The organism is Xanthomonas pisi DSM 18956, assembly GCF_001010415.1.
GTDB lineage: Bacteria > Pseudomonadota > Gammaproteobacteria > Xanthomonadales > Xanthomonadaceae > Xanthomonas > Xanthomonas pisi.
Window position 1 is genome coordinate 1 of sequence record NZ_JPLE01000029.1, and the last position, 14083, is coordinate 14083.

General features: G+C 66.6%; 11 protein-coding genes. 7 read left to right on the top strand and 4 right to left on the bottom strand.

Annotation, left to right across the window (positions count from 1 at the left end; all coding sequences use genetic code 11):
- Positions 1-114: 114 nt before the first annotated feature.
- From Y887_RS07720 to Y887_RS07735, 4 genes are read left to right on the top strand one after another with little or no spacing between them, the layout of a single operon-like run.
- Complete coding sequence (locus Y887_RS07720) at positions 115-852, top strand: DUF3348 domain-containing protein (protein WP_046963790.1); 738 nt, start codon at positions 115-117, stop codon at positions 850-852.
- A 10-nt stretch (positions 853-862) separates the two neighbouring features.
- On the top strand, positions 863-3520 hold the full coding sequence (locus Y887_RS07725) for a DUF802 domain-containing protein (protein WP_046963791.1): 2658 nt from the start codon (positions 863-865) through the stop codon (positions 3518-3520).
- Positions 3517-4182: an OmpA family protein gene (locus Y887_RS07730; RefSeq protein ID WP_046963792.1), complete on the top strand. Its 666-nt coding sequence runs from the start codon at positions 3517-3519 to the stop codon at positions 4180-4182. Before Y887_RS07725 ends, Y887_RS07730 begins: the two co-directional genes overlap by 4 nt.
- Positions 4179-4835 carry a DUF2894 domain-containing protein gene (locus Y887_RS07735; RefSeq protein WP_046963793.1) on the top strand — a complete coding sequence of 219 codons (657 nt, stop codon included), beginning with the start codon at positions 4179-4181 and terminating at the stop codon, positions 4833-4835. The genes Y887_RS07730 and Y887_RS07735 overlap by 4 nt, the downstream gene beginning before the upstream one ends.
- A gap of 370 nt (positions 4836-5205) precedes the next feature.
- Here Y887_RS07735 and Y887_RS07740 read toward each other — a convergent pair whose 3' ends face one another.
- The 3 genes from Y887_RS07740 to Y887_RS07750 are packed head-to-tail and all read right to left on the bottom strand — an operon-like array spanning position 5206 to position 8670.
- Positions 5206-6483 carry a DUF3526 domain-containing protein gene (locus tag Y887_RS07740; protein WP_046963814.1) on the bottom strand — a complete coding sequence of 426 codons (1278 nt, stop codon included), beginning with the start codon at positions 6481-6483 and terminating at the stop codon, positions 5206-5208.
- On the bottom strand, positions 6483-7919 hold the full coding sequence (locus Y887_RS07745) for an ABC transporter permease (RefSeq protein ID WP_046963815.1): 1437 nt from the start codon (positions 7917-7919) through the stop codon (positions 6483-6485). The genes Y887_RS07740 and Y887_RS07745 overlap by 1 nt, the downstream gene beginning before the upstream one ends.
- 10 nt (positions 7920-7929) lie before the next feature.
- Entirely contained in the window at positions 7930-8670 is a 741-nt protein-coding gene (locus Y887_RS07750; RefSeq protein ID WP_046963794.1) for an ABC transporter ATP-binding protein, read from the bottom strand.
- A 352-nt stretch (positions 8671-9022) separates the two neighbouring features.
- Between Y887_RS07750 and Y887_RS07755 the strand changes: the two genes are divergently transcribed.
- On the top strand, positions 9023-10879 hold the full coding sequence (locus Y887_RS07755; RefSeq protein WP_046963795.1) for a M14 family metallopeptidase: 1857 nt from the start codon (positions 9023-9025) through the stop codon (positions 10877-10879).
- 64 nt (positions 10880-10943) lie between these two features.
- Here Y887_RS07755 and Y887_RS07760 read toward each other — a convergent pair whose 3' ends face one another.
- Positions 10944-11870 carry a LysR family transcriptional regulator gene (locus tag Y887_RS07760; protein ID WP_046963796.1) on the bottom strand — a complete coding sequence of 309 codons (927 nt, stop codon included), beginning with the start codon at positions 11868-11870 and terminating at the stop codon, positions 10944-10946.
- Positions 11871-11995: 125 nt separating this feature from the next.
- Here Y887_RS07760 and Y887_RS07765 point away from each other — a divergent pair, with 125 nt between their 5' ends.
- A complete protein-coding gene (locus tag Y887_RS07765; protein WP_046963797.1) occupies positions 11996-12397 on the top strand; it encodes a Rid family hydrolase in 402 nt (133 codons plus the stop codon).
- Positions 12398-12911: 514 nt separating this feature from the next.
- Positions 12912-14081, top strand: coding sequence for a hypothetical protein (locus Y887_RS07770; RefSeq protein ID WP_046963798.1), 1170 nt, complete (start codon positions 12912-12914; stop codon positions 14079-14081).
- The last annotated feature ends 2 nt before the right edge of the window (positions 14082-14083 follow it).

Genomic DNA, 14083 nt, shown 5'->3' on the forward strand with positions numbered 1-14083 from the left:
GCCCCACACGTCCCGCCCCACCATGAACGTCACCAGCCACCGTAGCGCCTGCCCCGCCGCACCGGCAGACCCGCTGTCATTCGCGTGTAAAATGCGCGGTCTTTGACCGGAACAATGGCGAAGTCTGCTCCACGGGCGCCCCTCTCGGGCCCGGCGTTCATTCGCCTGCTCGCACGCCTCAGCGATGTCCGCGTCGCCCAGTCCAACCATGCGCTGGCCGACCGGCTGAGCCAGTGGATCGACTGGACACGCGCGGTGGCCGTGTCCAAGGCGCTGGATGGCAAGTTGCCCGACATCGACGACCTTCCAGAACCGCGTCCGCTCGATGCCGACGCCTGCGCCCGCGTGCGCGCGGGTCTGGCGACCAGCAGCGTGGCCGATCTGGATGCGCTGGTTGCGCGGCTGCGCAGCCAGGCAGGTGACGTCACCGACACGGATGCAGCGCTGCCGGTGCCCGACTACGCGCCGTTCCGGCAGCATTACCTGGCGATGCAGCGTGCCATGCGCACTGCCACCGGCGATCTGCGCGGGCGGCTGCGCGACCTGCTGACGCTGGTGTCCAGCGACATGGCACGGCTGGCCGAAGTGGATGCGGTGATGGAGCTGACCCTGAGCCCGCGCGAACAAAGCTTGTTGAACACCGTGCCAGGCCTGCTGGGCACGCATTTCGAACGCCTGCGCGAGGCCGCGTACGCGCACGGCGCGCCAACCGAACAGGAGATCGCGCCGCGCGCGGTGTCCGATGGTTGGCTGGATGTATTTCGCAAAGACATGCAGAGCGTGTTGCTCGCCGAACTGGATGTTCGTTTTCACCCGATCGAAGGCCTGCTTGCAGCGCTTCGTACCCGCTAACTGGGACGTCATGTTCAAAACTCTTGTACACGTGTGTGTGTTTCTCGTCGGCCTGTTGGCGGTTTGCTGGGTCGGGTTCGGCTATCTGGGCAACAATCCGCTGGGCGCCTGCGTCGCAGCGGTGATCGGCGCGTGTTACCTCGCCGGTGCGCTGGAGCTGTATCGCTACCGCCAGGCCAGCGCCACGCTGGACAGCGCAGTGACCGGGCTCACCGCTGCGCCATCGGCGCTGGACGCGTGGCTGGAGCAGGTGCACCCGAGCCTGCGCAATGCGGTGCGTCTGCGCATCCAGGGGGCGCGCGTGGCGCTGCCGGCCCCGGTGCTGACGCCGTATCTGGTTGGTCTGCTGGTGCTGCTGGGCATGCTCGGCACCCTGCTCGGCATGATGGCCACGCTCAAGGGCACCGGGTTTGCGCTGCAAAGCGCCACCGACCTGCAGACAATTCGCGGTTCGCTGGCCGCACCGGTGGAAGGGCTGGCATTCGCCTTCGGCACCTCCATCGCCGGCGTCGCCACCTCGGCCATGCTGGGCCTGTTGTCGGCGCTGTGCCGCCGCGAGCGACTGCAGGCCGTGCAGCGGCTGGACCTGAAGATCGCATCCGAATTGCACACGCACTCGGATGCGCACCAACGCAGCGAAGCATTCAAGCTGCAGCAGCAACAAAGCGCGTTGATGCCGGCGCTGATCGATCGCCTGCAGGCCTTGATGGGCAGCATCGAGCAGCAGAGCATCGCCGCCGACGAACGTCTGGCCACGCAGCAGGCCGAGTTCCACGCCAGAACCGAAGCGGCGTATGCGCGGCTGGCCGCCTCGATGGAGCAATCGCTGCAGGCCGGCGTTGCAGACAGTGCGCGCGCGGTTGGCGCGGCGTTGCAGCCGGCGATGGAGGCCACCATGGCCAGCATCGCGCGCGACACCGCCACGCTGCACGCACAGCTCACCCAGGCCGTGCAGCAGCAGCTGGACGGCATCAGCAGCGGGTTCGATCGCAGTGCCAACAGCGCCGCGCAACAGTGGACCACCGCGCTCACCGCGCAGGAACAGGCACAGCAGGCGCTCAGCACGCAGCTGCAGACCACGCTGGAGCAGATCGCCCGGCACACCGCTGCATTGCAGGAGGGCGTGAGCACCGCCGTGCAGCAGCAACTGCGTGGACTCGACGCCGGCTTCAAGGACAGCGCACGTACCGCCGCCGACCACTGGCAGGCGGCGCTGGCCGCACAGGAGCGCGCGCAGCAGGCGCTCAGCGAGCAGATACAGGCCATGCTGGCGCAGGTCGAGCAACGCAGCAGCGCCCTGCAGGACAGCGTCGGCGCCGCCGTGCAGCACCAATTGCATGCACTCGATGACGGCTTTGCGCGCAGCACCGCCGCCAACGCCGAGACCTGGGCCTCGGTGCTTGCCGAACAACAACGCGCTACCCACTCGCTCGGCACGCAGTTGCAGGCCACGCTGGAACAGCTGGCCCGGCAGACCACCGCCTTGCAGGACGGCGTGCAACAGGCCGTGCAACAGCAGCTGGACGGGGTGACCAGCGGATTGGAGGCCAGCACCGCCGCCACGGCAGCCAGCTGGAGCGCTGCGGTGGCCGAACAGCAACGCGCCAACCACACCCTCACCCACGACCTGCAGAACGCACTGACGCAGTTCGCCAGCACCTTCGATGCGCGCTCCAACGCACTGGTGGATGCGGTATCCAAGCGCATGGAGCAATCCAGCAGGCAAACCGCCACTGCCTGGAGCGACGCGCTCGCACAGCAGCAACACGCCAGCGCCGCGTTGACCACCCAGCACCAGGATGCGCTGGCCGCAGCAACCGCCAGCTTCGACACGCATGCCGCAGGCCTGGTCGGCACCCTGCAGCAATCGCATACCGAGCTGCAGGCCGCACTGGAAGCGCGCGATGCACAGCGTCTTGCGCTGTGGAGCGAGCGCTTTGCCGCGATGAGCGCCACGTTGGCCGCGCAATGGGAACAGACCGGCGAACGCGTCACCCAGCAGCAACAGGCCATCTGCGACACGCTGGCCACGACGGCCGGCGAACTGTCCACCCAGGCGCAGGCGCAGACCAGCGCCACGATTGCCGAGATCTCGCGCCTGATGCAGATCGCCTCCGAAGCTCCCAAGGCGGCGGCCGATGTGGTGGCCGAGCTGCGCCAGAGCCTGTCGGAAAGCATGGTGCGCGACACCGCCATGCTGGAAGAACGCAGCCGCCTGCTGGCCACGCTGGATACCTTGCTCAACGCGGTCAATCACGCCTCCACCGAACAACGCCAAGCCGTCGACGCACTGGTCACCACCTCGGCGGACCTGCTGCAGCGGGTGGGCAGCCAGCTCACCGAACAGATCGGCAGCGAAACCGGCAAGCTCGGCGCAGTTGCCGCGCACGTCAGCGGCAGCGCCGTGGAAGTGGCCAGCCTGGGCGAAGCCTTCGGCATGGCGGTGCAGTTGTTTAGCACCTCCACCGGCGAGCTCAACGAACGCCTGCAACACGTAGCCACCGCGCTGGATGCGTCGCTGGCACGCAGCGACGACCAGTTGGCGTATTACGTGGCGCAGGCGCGTGAGGTGGTCGACCTCAGCATGCTGTCGCAGAAGCAGATCATCGAAGAACTGCGTCAGCTCGATGGCCGGCGTGGCGATGCCGGCGCAGCGGAGCCGGCATGAGCGACGAGATCGAAAGCGATGGCGAATCGGGCACGCCGGTCTGGGCCGCATTCGGCGACCTGATGTCGGTGCTGCTGGGCGCGTTCGTGCTGATCCTGGTCGGGGTGATCGGCGTGCAGCTGCAGCTGTCCAGCCGTCTGGAGCAGGAGGTCAAACAACGCCAGGCAGAGGCGCAGCGCCGCAAGACGCTGGAACAGGCGCTGGCCGCACCGCTGGCCGCCGGCCGCGTGACGTTGGTCGATGGCCGCATCGGCATTCGCGGCAACGTGCTGTTTGCCTTCAATTCCGATGAGCTGCAGCCGGAAGGACGCGAGGTCTTGAAGTCGCTCGCTGCGCCGTTGGCGCAGTACCTGAGCGCGCGCGAGGAACTGCTGATGGTCAGCGGCTTTACCGACGACCGTCCGGTACTGGGCGGCAACCGCCGGTATGCCGACAACTGGGAGCTGTCCGCGCAGCGCGCGCTCACCGTGACCCGCGCGCTGATCGCCGAAGGCGTGCCGGCCGCATCGGTGTTCGCTGCGGCGTTCGGCTCGCAGCAACCGGTGGATTCCAACGCTGACGACGCGCGCCGCGCCAAGAATCGCCGGGTGGAAATCGCCCCGATCGCACGCCCGTCCGGCGCGCAGCGCACAGCCCCCGCGCAGGCCGCGGCCACGCGATGAGCACGCCGGCTTCCGCACGCGCGCGCCTGGAGCGTTGGCGCAGCCAGGGCGCCGACCGGCTGGACCCGGTGCGCTTCCATCTGATGCAGACGCTGGCCACGCGTGCCGAAACGCAGGCCGACGCGGTACGTGCGGTGCTGGAAGAAAAGCTTGCCGGCCTGGTCGATGCGTATGCGGCCACCATCAAGAAAACTGCGCGCGGTACGCGTACCGGCGTCGCATCGCCCGCAGTGCAGCGCAGCCCGCTCGGCGCCCTGACCGATCAGTTGGCAGGCCACGCCGCGCTGATGGAAGTGGACAGCAGAAAGACCGCGGCCGCCGATACGCAGCTGTTTCCGGAGCTGCCGGCGCTGGACGATTTCCGTCGTACCTGGACCACCGTGCGCACCGCCAGCCAGGTGCGTCAGTCGCTGCAGGACGCGCCCAAGGATGCCGGGCCACTCAATTCCAGCGTGCTGGTGCATCGCTGCATCACCCTGATGCGCGAGCGCTCGCCCGGCTATCTGCAGCACTTCCTCGGCTATGTCGATGCGTTGTCGTGGCTGGAGCAGATGCAGCACGGCGGCGTACTGGCCGACGAAACGGCCGCACCGCTGGCCGCCGGCAAGAAGCGCAGCCGTAGCGGCACATCGAAGCGGCGTGGCACGGGGTGATTGCAGGTGCGCGTATCAGCCGGTGCAGGCGACACTTGCGACCACGGCGCGTCATGGGATGCATAGGACTCAGCGCCAGAACCTGTGATCGATGCGCTGACGCTTGCGACGTCCTTAACTGATAGAGACGCCGACCGATCGAAAGATCGGAACGAACTGCAGCGTGACGTCCGCGCATAAGCTGCGCAACACGCAATGCTTGCACACAGCGCAGCCGAACACACAGCGCGGCTGAAAGCAGCGCGCCGTCCTCGACTCAGCGTGGATGGCGCACCCAACATCAGAACGTACGCGTGATGCGTGATGCCTGCCGCGCCGAGCAGCGACCGCACCGCCCTGATGGTGAACGCAGTCGTTTCGTCCGCCGCGCTTAGCTGCCCTGCAGCGCCGGCGTTGCGGCAGCATCGAAACGTGGCGCACGCTGGAAGTCGTCGCCTGTAAACGGCCGGTCGCGGAACAGGTATCCGTAGTAGAACGCACGCAATGCCTGGTGATAGGCGCGAATGCGATCCTGATAGGCCAGCTGCGCCTGCAGGTCGGTGCGTGCCAGGTGCGTGAGTGCGGCCTGCACTGCCACCGGCGGCAACACACTGGCCACGCGCCGGGCAAGCCTTTCCCGGCGCAGCAAACCCTGGCGATAGGCAGCCACCTGCGGGGCGACCTGCTGATCGCCGTTCTCATGGAAGGCGAAATACCATTTGTAGTGAAACGCATCGGTCAGCGGGGGCGAATCTGCCCACTGCCGATTGCTCGCATAGAACCGCTGCATGGTGGCCTGGCGCGGAATATCCCAGGCGTGGTTCACCGCCTCGCGTTGCAGCCGGGCGATCTCGGCACCCTGATTGACCGGCACGGCCTGATTGATCGCCACATGTGCCAGGGCTGGCGCCACCAGTGCCAGCACCACCCAACAGGTGGCCAACGCGGTGGCATGCGCGGCAGGTCGCCAATGGAGACGGCCCACCGCCACTGCCAGCAGCACCCAGAACAGCAGATACAGGCAGGTCAGCGCCAGCACCGCCAGTTGCTGCAGCAGCGGCACCGCATTGAACGTCGCGGCCAGCGCGAACGGCACGCCCAGACACGCCAGCACCGCAACCGCACGCACCACGACGCGGCGCACCAGCAATGCGGTGCCGGCGCCCGGTAACGCGGCCAGCATGCGCGCACGCCCGGCCTCGCGCTCGCCGGAGCGCAGGTCGAACAGCAGCGCGATCACGAACAGCGGCAGCAGGAACACCAGCACGAAGGCGTAGTCGAAGCGTCCGGCCAGCGCCAGCTCGGGGTTATAGCTGTCGCCATCGTAGATTTGCGCCTCCAGGCCCAGCGCGCTTATCCGCAGGATGTAGGGCGCCACATCGCGCATGCCCACTGCGGCGAAGGCCAATGGCGATGGCGTGTCCCAGGTCGGGTGGAAACTGTAGTACGCCGCGCTGCCGGCATCGTTGGAGCGCGCGACATAGGCTTGCACTGCCGCACTGTCTTCCTGCTGCAGCGGCGCGATGCGCGCGATATTGGCGCGTTGCGCATCGATGACGTGTTGCCCTGAGAGCAGGCTGCACACCGTCAGCAGCGTGAGCAGCAGCAACCCCGCCACGGCCGCGCGTGCGCGTAGCAACAACAGCAGTTCGTATTTCCACAGCACCATCAGCGTGCCACTCCCACGCGCCGACCGGCGGCCAGCAACATGCACCAGGCGGCCAGCATCCATGCCGCGATCAGACCCAGCGGCACAGCTGCCGCGCGCACGACCTCGGCATTGGACGCCGGAGTAAAGCGAAACACCGGGATGCGCTGCCAATGCGCCGCAGAGATGCGCTTGCGCTGGTCCGCACCGGCATCCTGCGCGGTGTCGTCGGCCATGCTCACCGCATCGGCCTGCAACTGGTTGAGCCGTTGTACCAGCATGTACCGGTACCGCTCCGCCTGCGCCAGAAAGCGTTCGTGTGCGCGCAGGTCGGTTTCTGCCAGAGTCATCGAGACCTCGCGCAATGCCACTGTCGGGCTCAGCGCGGCAAACATGCGGACCAGCAGATTCTGTTGCTGCTGAATGCCTGCATCGCGCGCCGCATAGCGCTCGAACAGGCTGGCGGTGAGCCGCTCGCCTTCCAGCGCCAGCAGGCCCTTGTAATTGACCGGCAGGTCTTCCACGCGTTGCACGCGGTAACGCGCCAGCACCTGTTGCTTGAACTGCGCAAAGTGCGGGTCGTCCGGATTGTGGCTGTCGCCTAGCGTGCGCAGATCGCGCTGGATGGCCACGTCGGTCTCCAGCCGCGTGGGCAGCCGGTACGCCGCACTGGCCACATCCGGCGCCACGCGCGGCACCAGCAGGGCCAGCCACACCCACAGCGCCAGCGACACCAGCAGCGCATCGCGGCCGCGCCGGCACAGCATCGACACCATCAGTACCAGGCCACACCACACCAGCAGATACACGCCATAGGCCAGCACCAGCAGCGCCACCAGCACTGCCTGGCCCGGCAACAACGCGATCGGGATCAGGCCGACCAGGGCCGGCAACAGGCAGACACCGGCCACGGCGGCCAACGCGAGATATTTGCCGCCGAGCAGTTGCCGACGCGTGGCGCCCTGCAGCAGCAACACGCGCAGCGTGCCGGTCTCCTGTTCGCGGGCCACGGCGCCATAGCCCAGAAACACCAGCATCAGCGGTGCCAGCACCTGCAGCACGAAGGCCGGTGTCAGTTGACCGAAACGCACCAGCAGCGAACTCTGACGGACATCGCCAAAATTGGCGGTGTTCTGACGATGGCCTTCCAGAAACATGCTGTTGCCGGTGAAGGCATCCACGCCGGAGTCGAACGCAGCCAGGGCCGGCAACGGGCGATAGATGAAATGCCCGTAATGCACCACCCGATGCGGATGACGGTCCGGCTGCGCATCGAAAGCCTGCTGCGCAGCCTGTTGCTGGCGCGTACGGAACTCGGTGACCTCACGCTGGTGATGCGCAGCGGTCAACGCCGCCACCAGGGTCAACAGCATCAGCAACACCACGCCGATGGCAGCGGAGCGATTGCGTGCCATGAAGCGCAGTTCTTCGCGCGCGACCAGCCACACAGCACTCATGCATGCACGCTCATGCAGCGCGCTCGGGCGGTCGTGCAAAGCGCGCGTGCAGGCTGCGCACATCGAAGCCGCCGTCGCCGGCGCCGATGTCTTCGACGATGCGCCCGTCTTCGAGAAATCCGATCCGGTCGGCCACGTCCACGGCACCCAGCAGATCGTGCGTGACCATCAGCACCGCGCCGCCGCGCGCGCGCACGCCGTTGACCAACTGGTTGAAGTCGGCAATGGCGCGCGGGTCGAGCCCGGAGGTGGGCTCATCCAGCAGGAGCACCGGCACCTGGCGCAGCGTGGCCACGGCAATGGCCACCTTCTGGCGCATCCCCTTGGAAAAACCGGCAAGGCGCTGGCTCCATGCCTCGCGCTGCAACCCTGCGGCTGCGAAGGCCTGGCCGATGTCGGCCTGGCTGCAGCGCTGCCCGGCGAGCGCGAGCAGGTAGTCGGCATTTTCCAGCGCGCTCAGATGCTCGTAGAGCGCGACGTTCTCCGGCAGATAGGCCAATCGTGCGCGTGCCCTGCCGGGCGCGACGACCGGGTCGATGCCGTCGACCCGCACGCTGCCGGACGTGGGTTTGACGAAGCCCAGCAGCGCCGACAGCGTGGAGGATTTGCCCGCTCCGTTGCCACCGAGCAGCGCGTACACGCTGCCGGGCGCGATGTGCAGGCTCAACCCCTTCAACACGGTGCGGCCGTGGTAGGCCACATGCAGGTCGGAAATTGCAATCGCGCAAGGCGCGGGAACGCTGAGGGACATGACGGCAAAGATGGTGACAAATTGATACGTTATCACATTGCTTGCGCAGCCCGGATCTGGTGAGGCAAGCAGCGGCGCCCAAGATGCAGCGGCGATGCATGTACTCGAAGGTACGACGTCGTGCCGACAGAAGCGCCGACAGAAGCACCCTCGCGTAAATGTTATTCTATTACGTATCTCCGCCTGTACCTGTGGCGGCCCTCCGGGCCGACGTTCCGCTCAGGCCGTCCCTGCGCACAGGTGCTCAGCACCTCCGTGGCATCCGTGCCCCATCCGGAACCCAGTGCGCCGGCGCTGCACTCCGGTATCGGTACAGACCACTGCCCTTCCACTCGAGATCCTCACGCCCTACATGACTTCCGCTACGCGCCACGTTCGCCCGCACGACGCGCTTCCTGCGTTGCACCGACACGCTCCCGACAACGCCACTGCCCACCGCACATCGCGCAGCGCCGGACGCGCTGCCGCCACCTTATTGGCCGCAACGCTGTTGAGCGCCACACAGCTCGGCGCGCAGCCGATCGACACCGCCGCGCTGCTGCCGCCGGTACGCGCATGGCACGGCAAGAGCGAGGCAGTGATCGCCGCGCCGGGCGACCCCTGGCGCACGCCGGTGGAACGCAGCGATTTTGCGAGCACGCCCAGCTATGCGCAGACACGCGCATGGCTGGAGCGCCTGGTCGCCGCCTCGCCGGTGTTATCGCTGGAAGTGTTCGGCACGACCGGCGAAGGACGCGAGTTGCTGCTGGTCCGTGCGCACAAGGGCAGGCCCGGCAAGCCGGTGGTGCTGGCGCAGGCGGGCATCCACGGCGGCGAGATCGACGGCAAGGATGCCGGGCTGATGCTGTTGCGGGATATCGCACAGCGTGGCAAGGACCATCTGCTCGACGAGGTGGATTTTGTCTTCGTGCCGATCCTCAATATCGACGGGCACGAACAACGCGGCCCACTGATCGGCGCGGCACTGCGCGGCCCGCAGCAGATGGGCTGGAACAGCACGACGCGCGGCATCAACCTCAATCGCGATTACCTTGCTCTGGAAGCGCCGGAAACCCGCGCAATGGTGGCACTGCTGCACGCGCTCGATCCGGCGCTGTATGTGGATCTGCATGTCAGCGACGGGCTGGATCATCAATACGACATCACCTTCACCTACGCCGGTTGGGGCACCTATGCGCGCTCGCGCGCCACCGCCGACTGGTTGCAGCAGCGTTTTACCCCGGTCGTCAGCGACGCACTGCGCAAGCAGGGGCACTCCCCGGCGATCTATCCCAGCCTGATCGACAAGGACGACCCGCGCGCCGGGCTACGCTACGCGCCGGAAGGCCCGCGCTACTCCACCGGCTATGGCGACTTTGCCGGCATCCCCACCGTGCTGGTGGAAAATCACCATCTGAAGTCCTACCGGCAACGCGTGCTCGGCGATTACGTGCTGCTGGAAGCAGCGCTGCAGTTGGTCGGCCGCGATGCGCAAACCATCGACGCAGCCAAGCGGACAGATCGCGCGGCACGGCCGCAGGCGCTGATGGTGGCGTGGGAACGCCTGCCGCAGCCGATTGCGCAGGTGCCGTTCAAGGGCGTGACCTATACCCGTGCGCTGTCGCCGGTGTCCGGTCGCCAGGAGCTGCGCTGGGAAGGCCGCGACGAAACCTGGACGATGCCGGTGATCGGATACCGGCAAACGCAGGCGGTGCAGTATCCGCTGGCATGGTGGATTCCACCGGGCAACGACGACGTGGTGGACCTGCTCAAGGCGCACGGCATCGCTTACGAGCGTCTGTCGCAGTCGCGCACGCGCCTGGTGCAGCAGATCCGCATCGTCGCCGACGCCTGTATGCAGCAGCCGCATGCCTACCGCGTGGAAGAAACCTTCCCGGCCGGGAGCATCCGCGTGCCGGCAGATCAACCGATGCGCATGCTGGCCGCCGCATTGCTCGAACCGCGCAGCAGCGACTCGCTGCTCGCCAGCGGACGCTTCCGCAATGCCGGCAGTCCCGACAGCGGGTTATCCGGCACCGAGCTGGTGACCTTCACCGAAGGCCTGCTGCAACACGATGCCGCGCTGCGTGCCGAGTTCGAACGCAAGCTTGCCAGCGATGGCGCCTTCCGCGCCGACGGCGATGCCCGTCTGCAATGGATCTACGCACGCTCGCCGTTCGCGGCGATCAGCGGCTGGCGCTATCCGGTCCGGCGCGAACCGGCAGAGTGAGGCGATGGGATCGGTCGTGCACTGAACGCGCCGCGGCGTGCGCGCCAAACCCAGCGCGCGCCGGTCAACGCAGCGTCGGGGGCGCCACATGCACATGTGCGGCCATCAGCTCGATCACCCAATCGATGAAGACGCGCAGTTTGGCGCTGACATGCCGATTGGGCGCAAACGCGATCGACAAGGGGATCGGCTCCAGCTGCCAGTCTTCGAACACCGGTACCAGCTCGCCGCTGGCCACGTGCGCGGCAGCCATGTACACCGGCAGCCACAACACGCCCATGCCGGCCAGCCCCGCCGCAAGATAGGCATTGCCGTCGTCGGCGGCGACGACATGTCGGCCGTGCACGGTGACCGCTTCGGCGCCACGCCGCATCGCGTAGGGCACCGTGGTAGTGGTGCCCCAACGCATGAAACCGACGCAGCGGTGCCGGGTATTTTCCAGCTCCGACGGATGCGAAGGCGTGCCGAGCCGTTGCAGGTAACTCCGCGCCGCATACACACCGGTCTTCAGGTCGCCCACCCGGCGCGCGATCAACGATTGATCGGCGATGGTGCCGCCGCGCACCACGCAATCCACGTTCTCGCCGATCAGATCCACACGCCGGTCGCTGACGCCCATATCCAGCTGGATATCCGGATACCGCGCATGAAACGCCGGCACCGCCGGCATCAGGATCAGGCGCGCAAACGGGCTGGGCACATCCACCCGCAAGCGGCCGCGCGGCAACGACGCCGCAGCCGACAGGCTGGTTTCGGCATCGTCCATGTCCGCCAGCAGGCGCACCACGCGTTCGTAATAGGCAGCGCCGTCGGCGGTCACCTGCACCCGGCGGGTGGTGCGGTTGAGCAGCCTCACCCGCAGCCGCGCCTCGAGTTGCTGCACCAGTTGCGTCACGCTGGCACGGCTCATCTCCAGCGTGTCGGCCGCCCTGGTGAAGCTGCCGGTCTCAACCACACGCGCAAATGCCTGCATCGCATCGAACCGGTCCATCGCCCCTCCTGCGCCAAGATTGTTTGGATTCTACAAATAGTGTTGGTCGCGCCTGCGGATTTATCCCGCACGCCCGGGCGCTTAGGGTGGACGTCCGTTCCTGTCGCACCCTCAAGGAGAGTTCCATGGCCACACGTGACGTTGTTTTTCCGCAGGCCCGCCATGCGCTGTACGAACGCCACCGGTATTCGCCGGCGGTGCGTGCCGATGGCCTGATGTTTGTCGCCGGCCAGGTCGGCAGCCGCGACGACGGCTCGCCCGAGCCGGAACTGGACGCGGAGATCGCCCGTGCCTTCGTCAATCTCGACGCCATCCTCAGCGCCGCCGGCTGCACATCGCAGGATGTCGTGGACGTCACCTTGTTCATGGTCGACCCCGAGGTCGTATTCGACGCTGCGTGGGAGCGGTGGGCCAGCTACTGGGGCCCGGCGCCTTACCCCACCGTCACTGCCGTCGGCGTGACCTGGCTGGCCGGTTTCCGCTTCGAGATCAAGGTGGTGGTCAAATTGCCCAGCGCCGATCGGTGATCGCGGCATCACCTGCCGCCCGCACGGCAGCCGGGGCAGCAGCCATCGCGCTCGCTCGATGGCCCCGGCAACGCCAGCGAAAACGGATGAGTACCGTGGGTCGCTTCGCGGGACCAGATCGCCACGTCCGGCTTGCCTGGACGTGGCGATGTTGCTGACGACGTCCAACCCCGGGACGCGGATGCAGCGCGCTTGTGCTGCATCGAAAGCGCGATCTGTTTGTTTTGCATGCACTTCGCGGCGGACGTCGATCGGTCAACACCAGCGGACATTGCTGTCCGTCGCAAGCCGGAAAACGACGTTCGCGCGTCTTTATGAATCGGCGCGATAGCGCCCATCTATCGTTCATTTGCATACTTTTCCAGCAACTTAACCGTTTCATCGGTTTGTAAAAATCTCGCTAAAGCGAGGACACAGGCGGCCGCTACCGGGAATCAGCGCGACGAGACGCGCATCACCGTTCTGCCCGCTGCGCCCCGGCGCTGCGTCCATCCTCTTTTTAGTCGAGACCGCAATGAAATTGACCGTCAAACTGCTCAGTGGCGCCATCGCCCTGGCCTCGTCGACCTGCGCCTATGCGCAGGAGGATTCGATGTTCACCTTCAGCGGCTTCGGCACGCTGGGCGTGGTCCACTCGACCGAAGATCAAGCCGATTTCACCCCGGACATCCAGACCGTGGAAGGCGCCGGCGCAAGCCACTCCACCTCGGCACGTCCGGATTCGCGCATCGCCGGCCAGGTCAATGCCAAGTTCACCGATGCCTTCACCGGCGTGCTGCAGGTGACCAGCGAATACGCCGAGCGTGGCGATTACGATCCCAAGGTCACCCTGGCGCATGTGAAGTATCAGTTCGGCCCGCAGTTCGCCGCCCGCCTGGGCCGCATCACTGCACCGCTGTACATGCTCTCCGAATACCAGCGTGTGGGCTACGCCACCCCGTGGGTGCGTCCGCCGTACGAGGTCTACAACTATCTGTTGCCGATGGACGGCGTCGAAGGCGTGTACACCATCAACGCCGGTGAGAGTGTGGTCAGCGTGCAGGGCTTCTACGGCCGCATCAATTCCAAGAAGGCCGATGTGTACGCCATGCGCGGCCTGGCGCTGGGCCTGGAATCCGGTGCGTCCACGTTCCGCGCTGCCTACATCGTGGGCACCACCGATTTCGCCACACCGCAGCTGGAGCGTCTGTTCTCGGTCTATCAGCGCGTCAACCCGGCACTGGCCGACCGCCTGACCACCTACGGCGTGGACGGCAGCTTTGCCAGCGTGGGCTATGCCTACGATCCGGGCAGCTGGTTCCTGCGCAGCGAAGTGATTCGTGCCGATTATTCGCCTTCGCTCAACGGCAAGACCACCTCCGGATACCTCAGCGTCGGCGGCCGGTTCGGCACGCTGACCCCGTCGATCACCTATGCCAACGTCGACCGCAAGGGCCCGACCATCGCAGCGGGTCAGGATCGGCTTGGCGTGATGACGCGTGCACTGGCACAGACCGAAAGCGGCCGTCACAGCTTCACCGCATCGCTGCGTTGGGACGCGCGCGAGAGCATGGCGTTCAAGTTGCAGGCCAGCCACATCAACAACAACGCGGGCTCGTTCGGATCGTTGAACAACATCCAGCCGGGCTTCCGTCCGGGCGGCAGCTACAACCTGCTGTCGGCGTCCGTCGACTTCGTGTTCTAAGA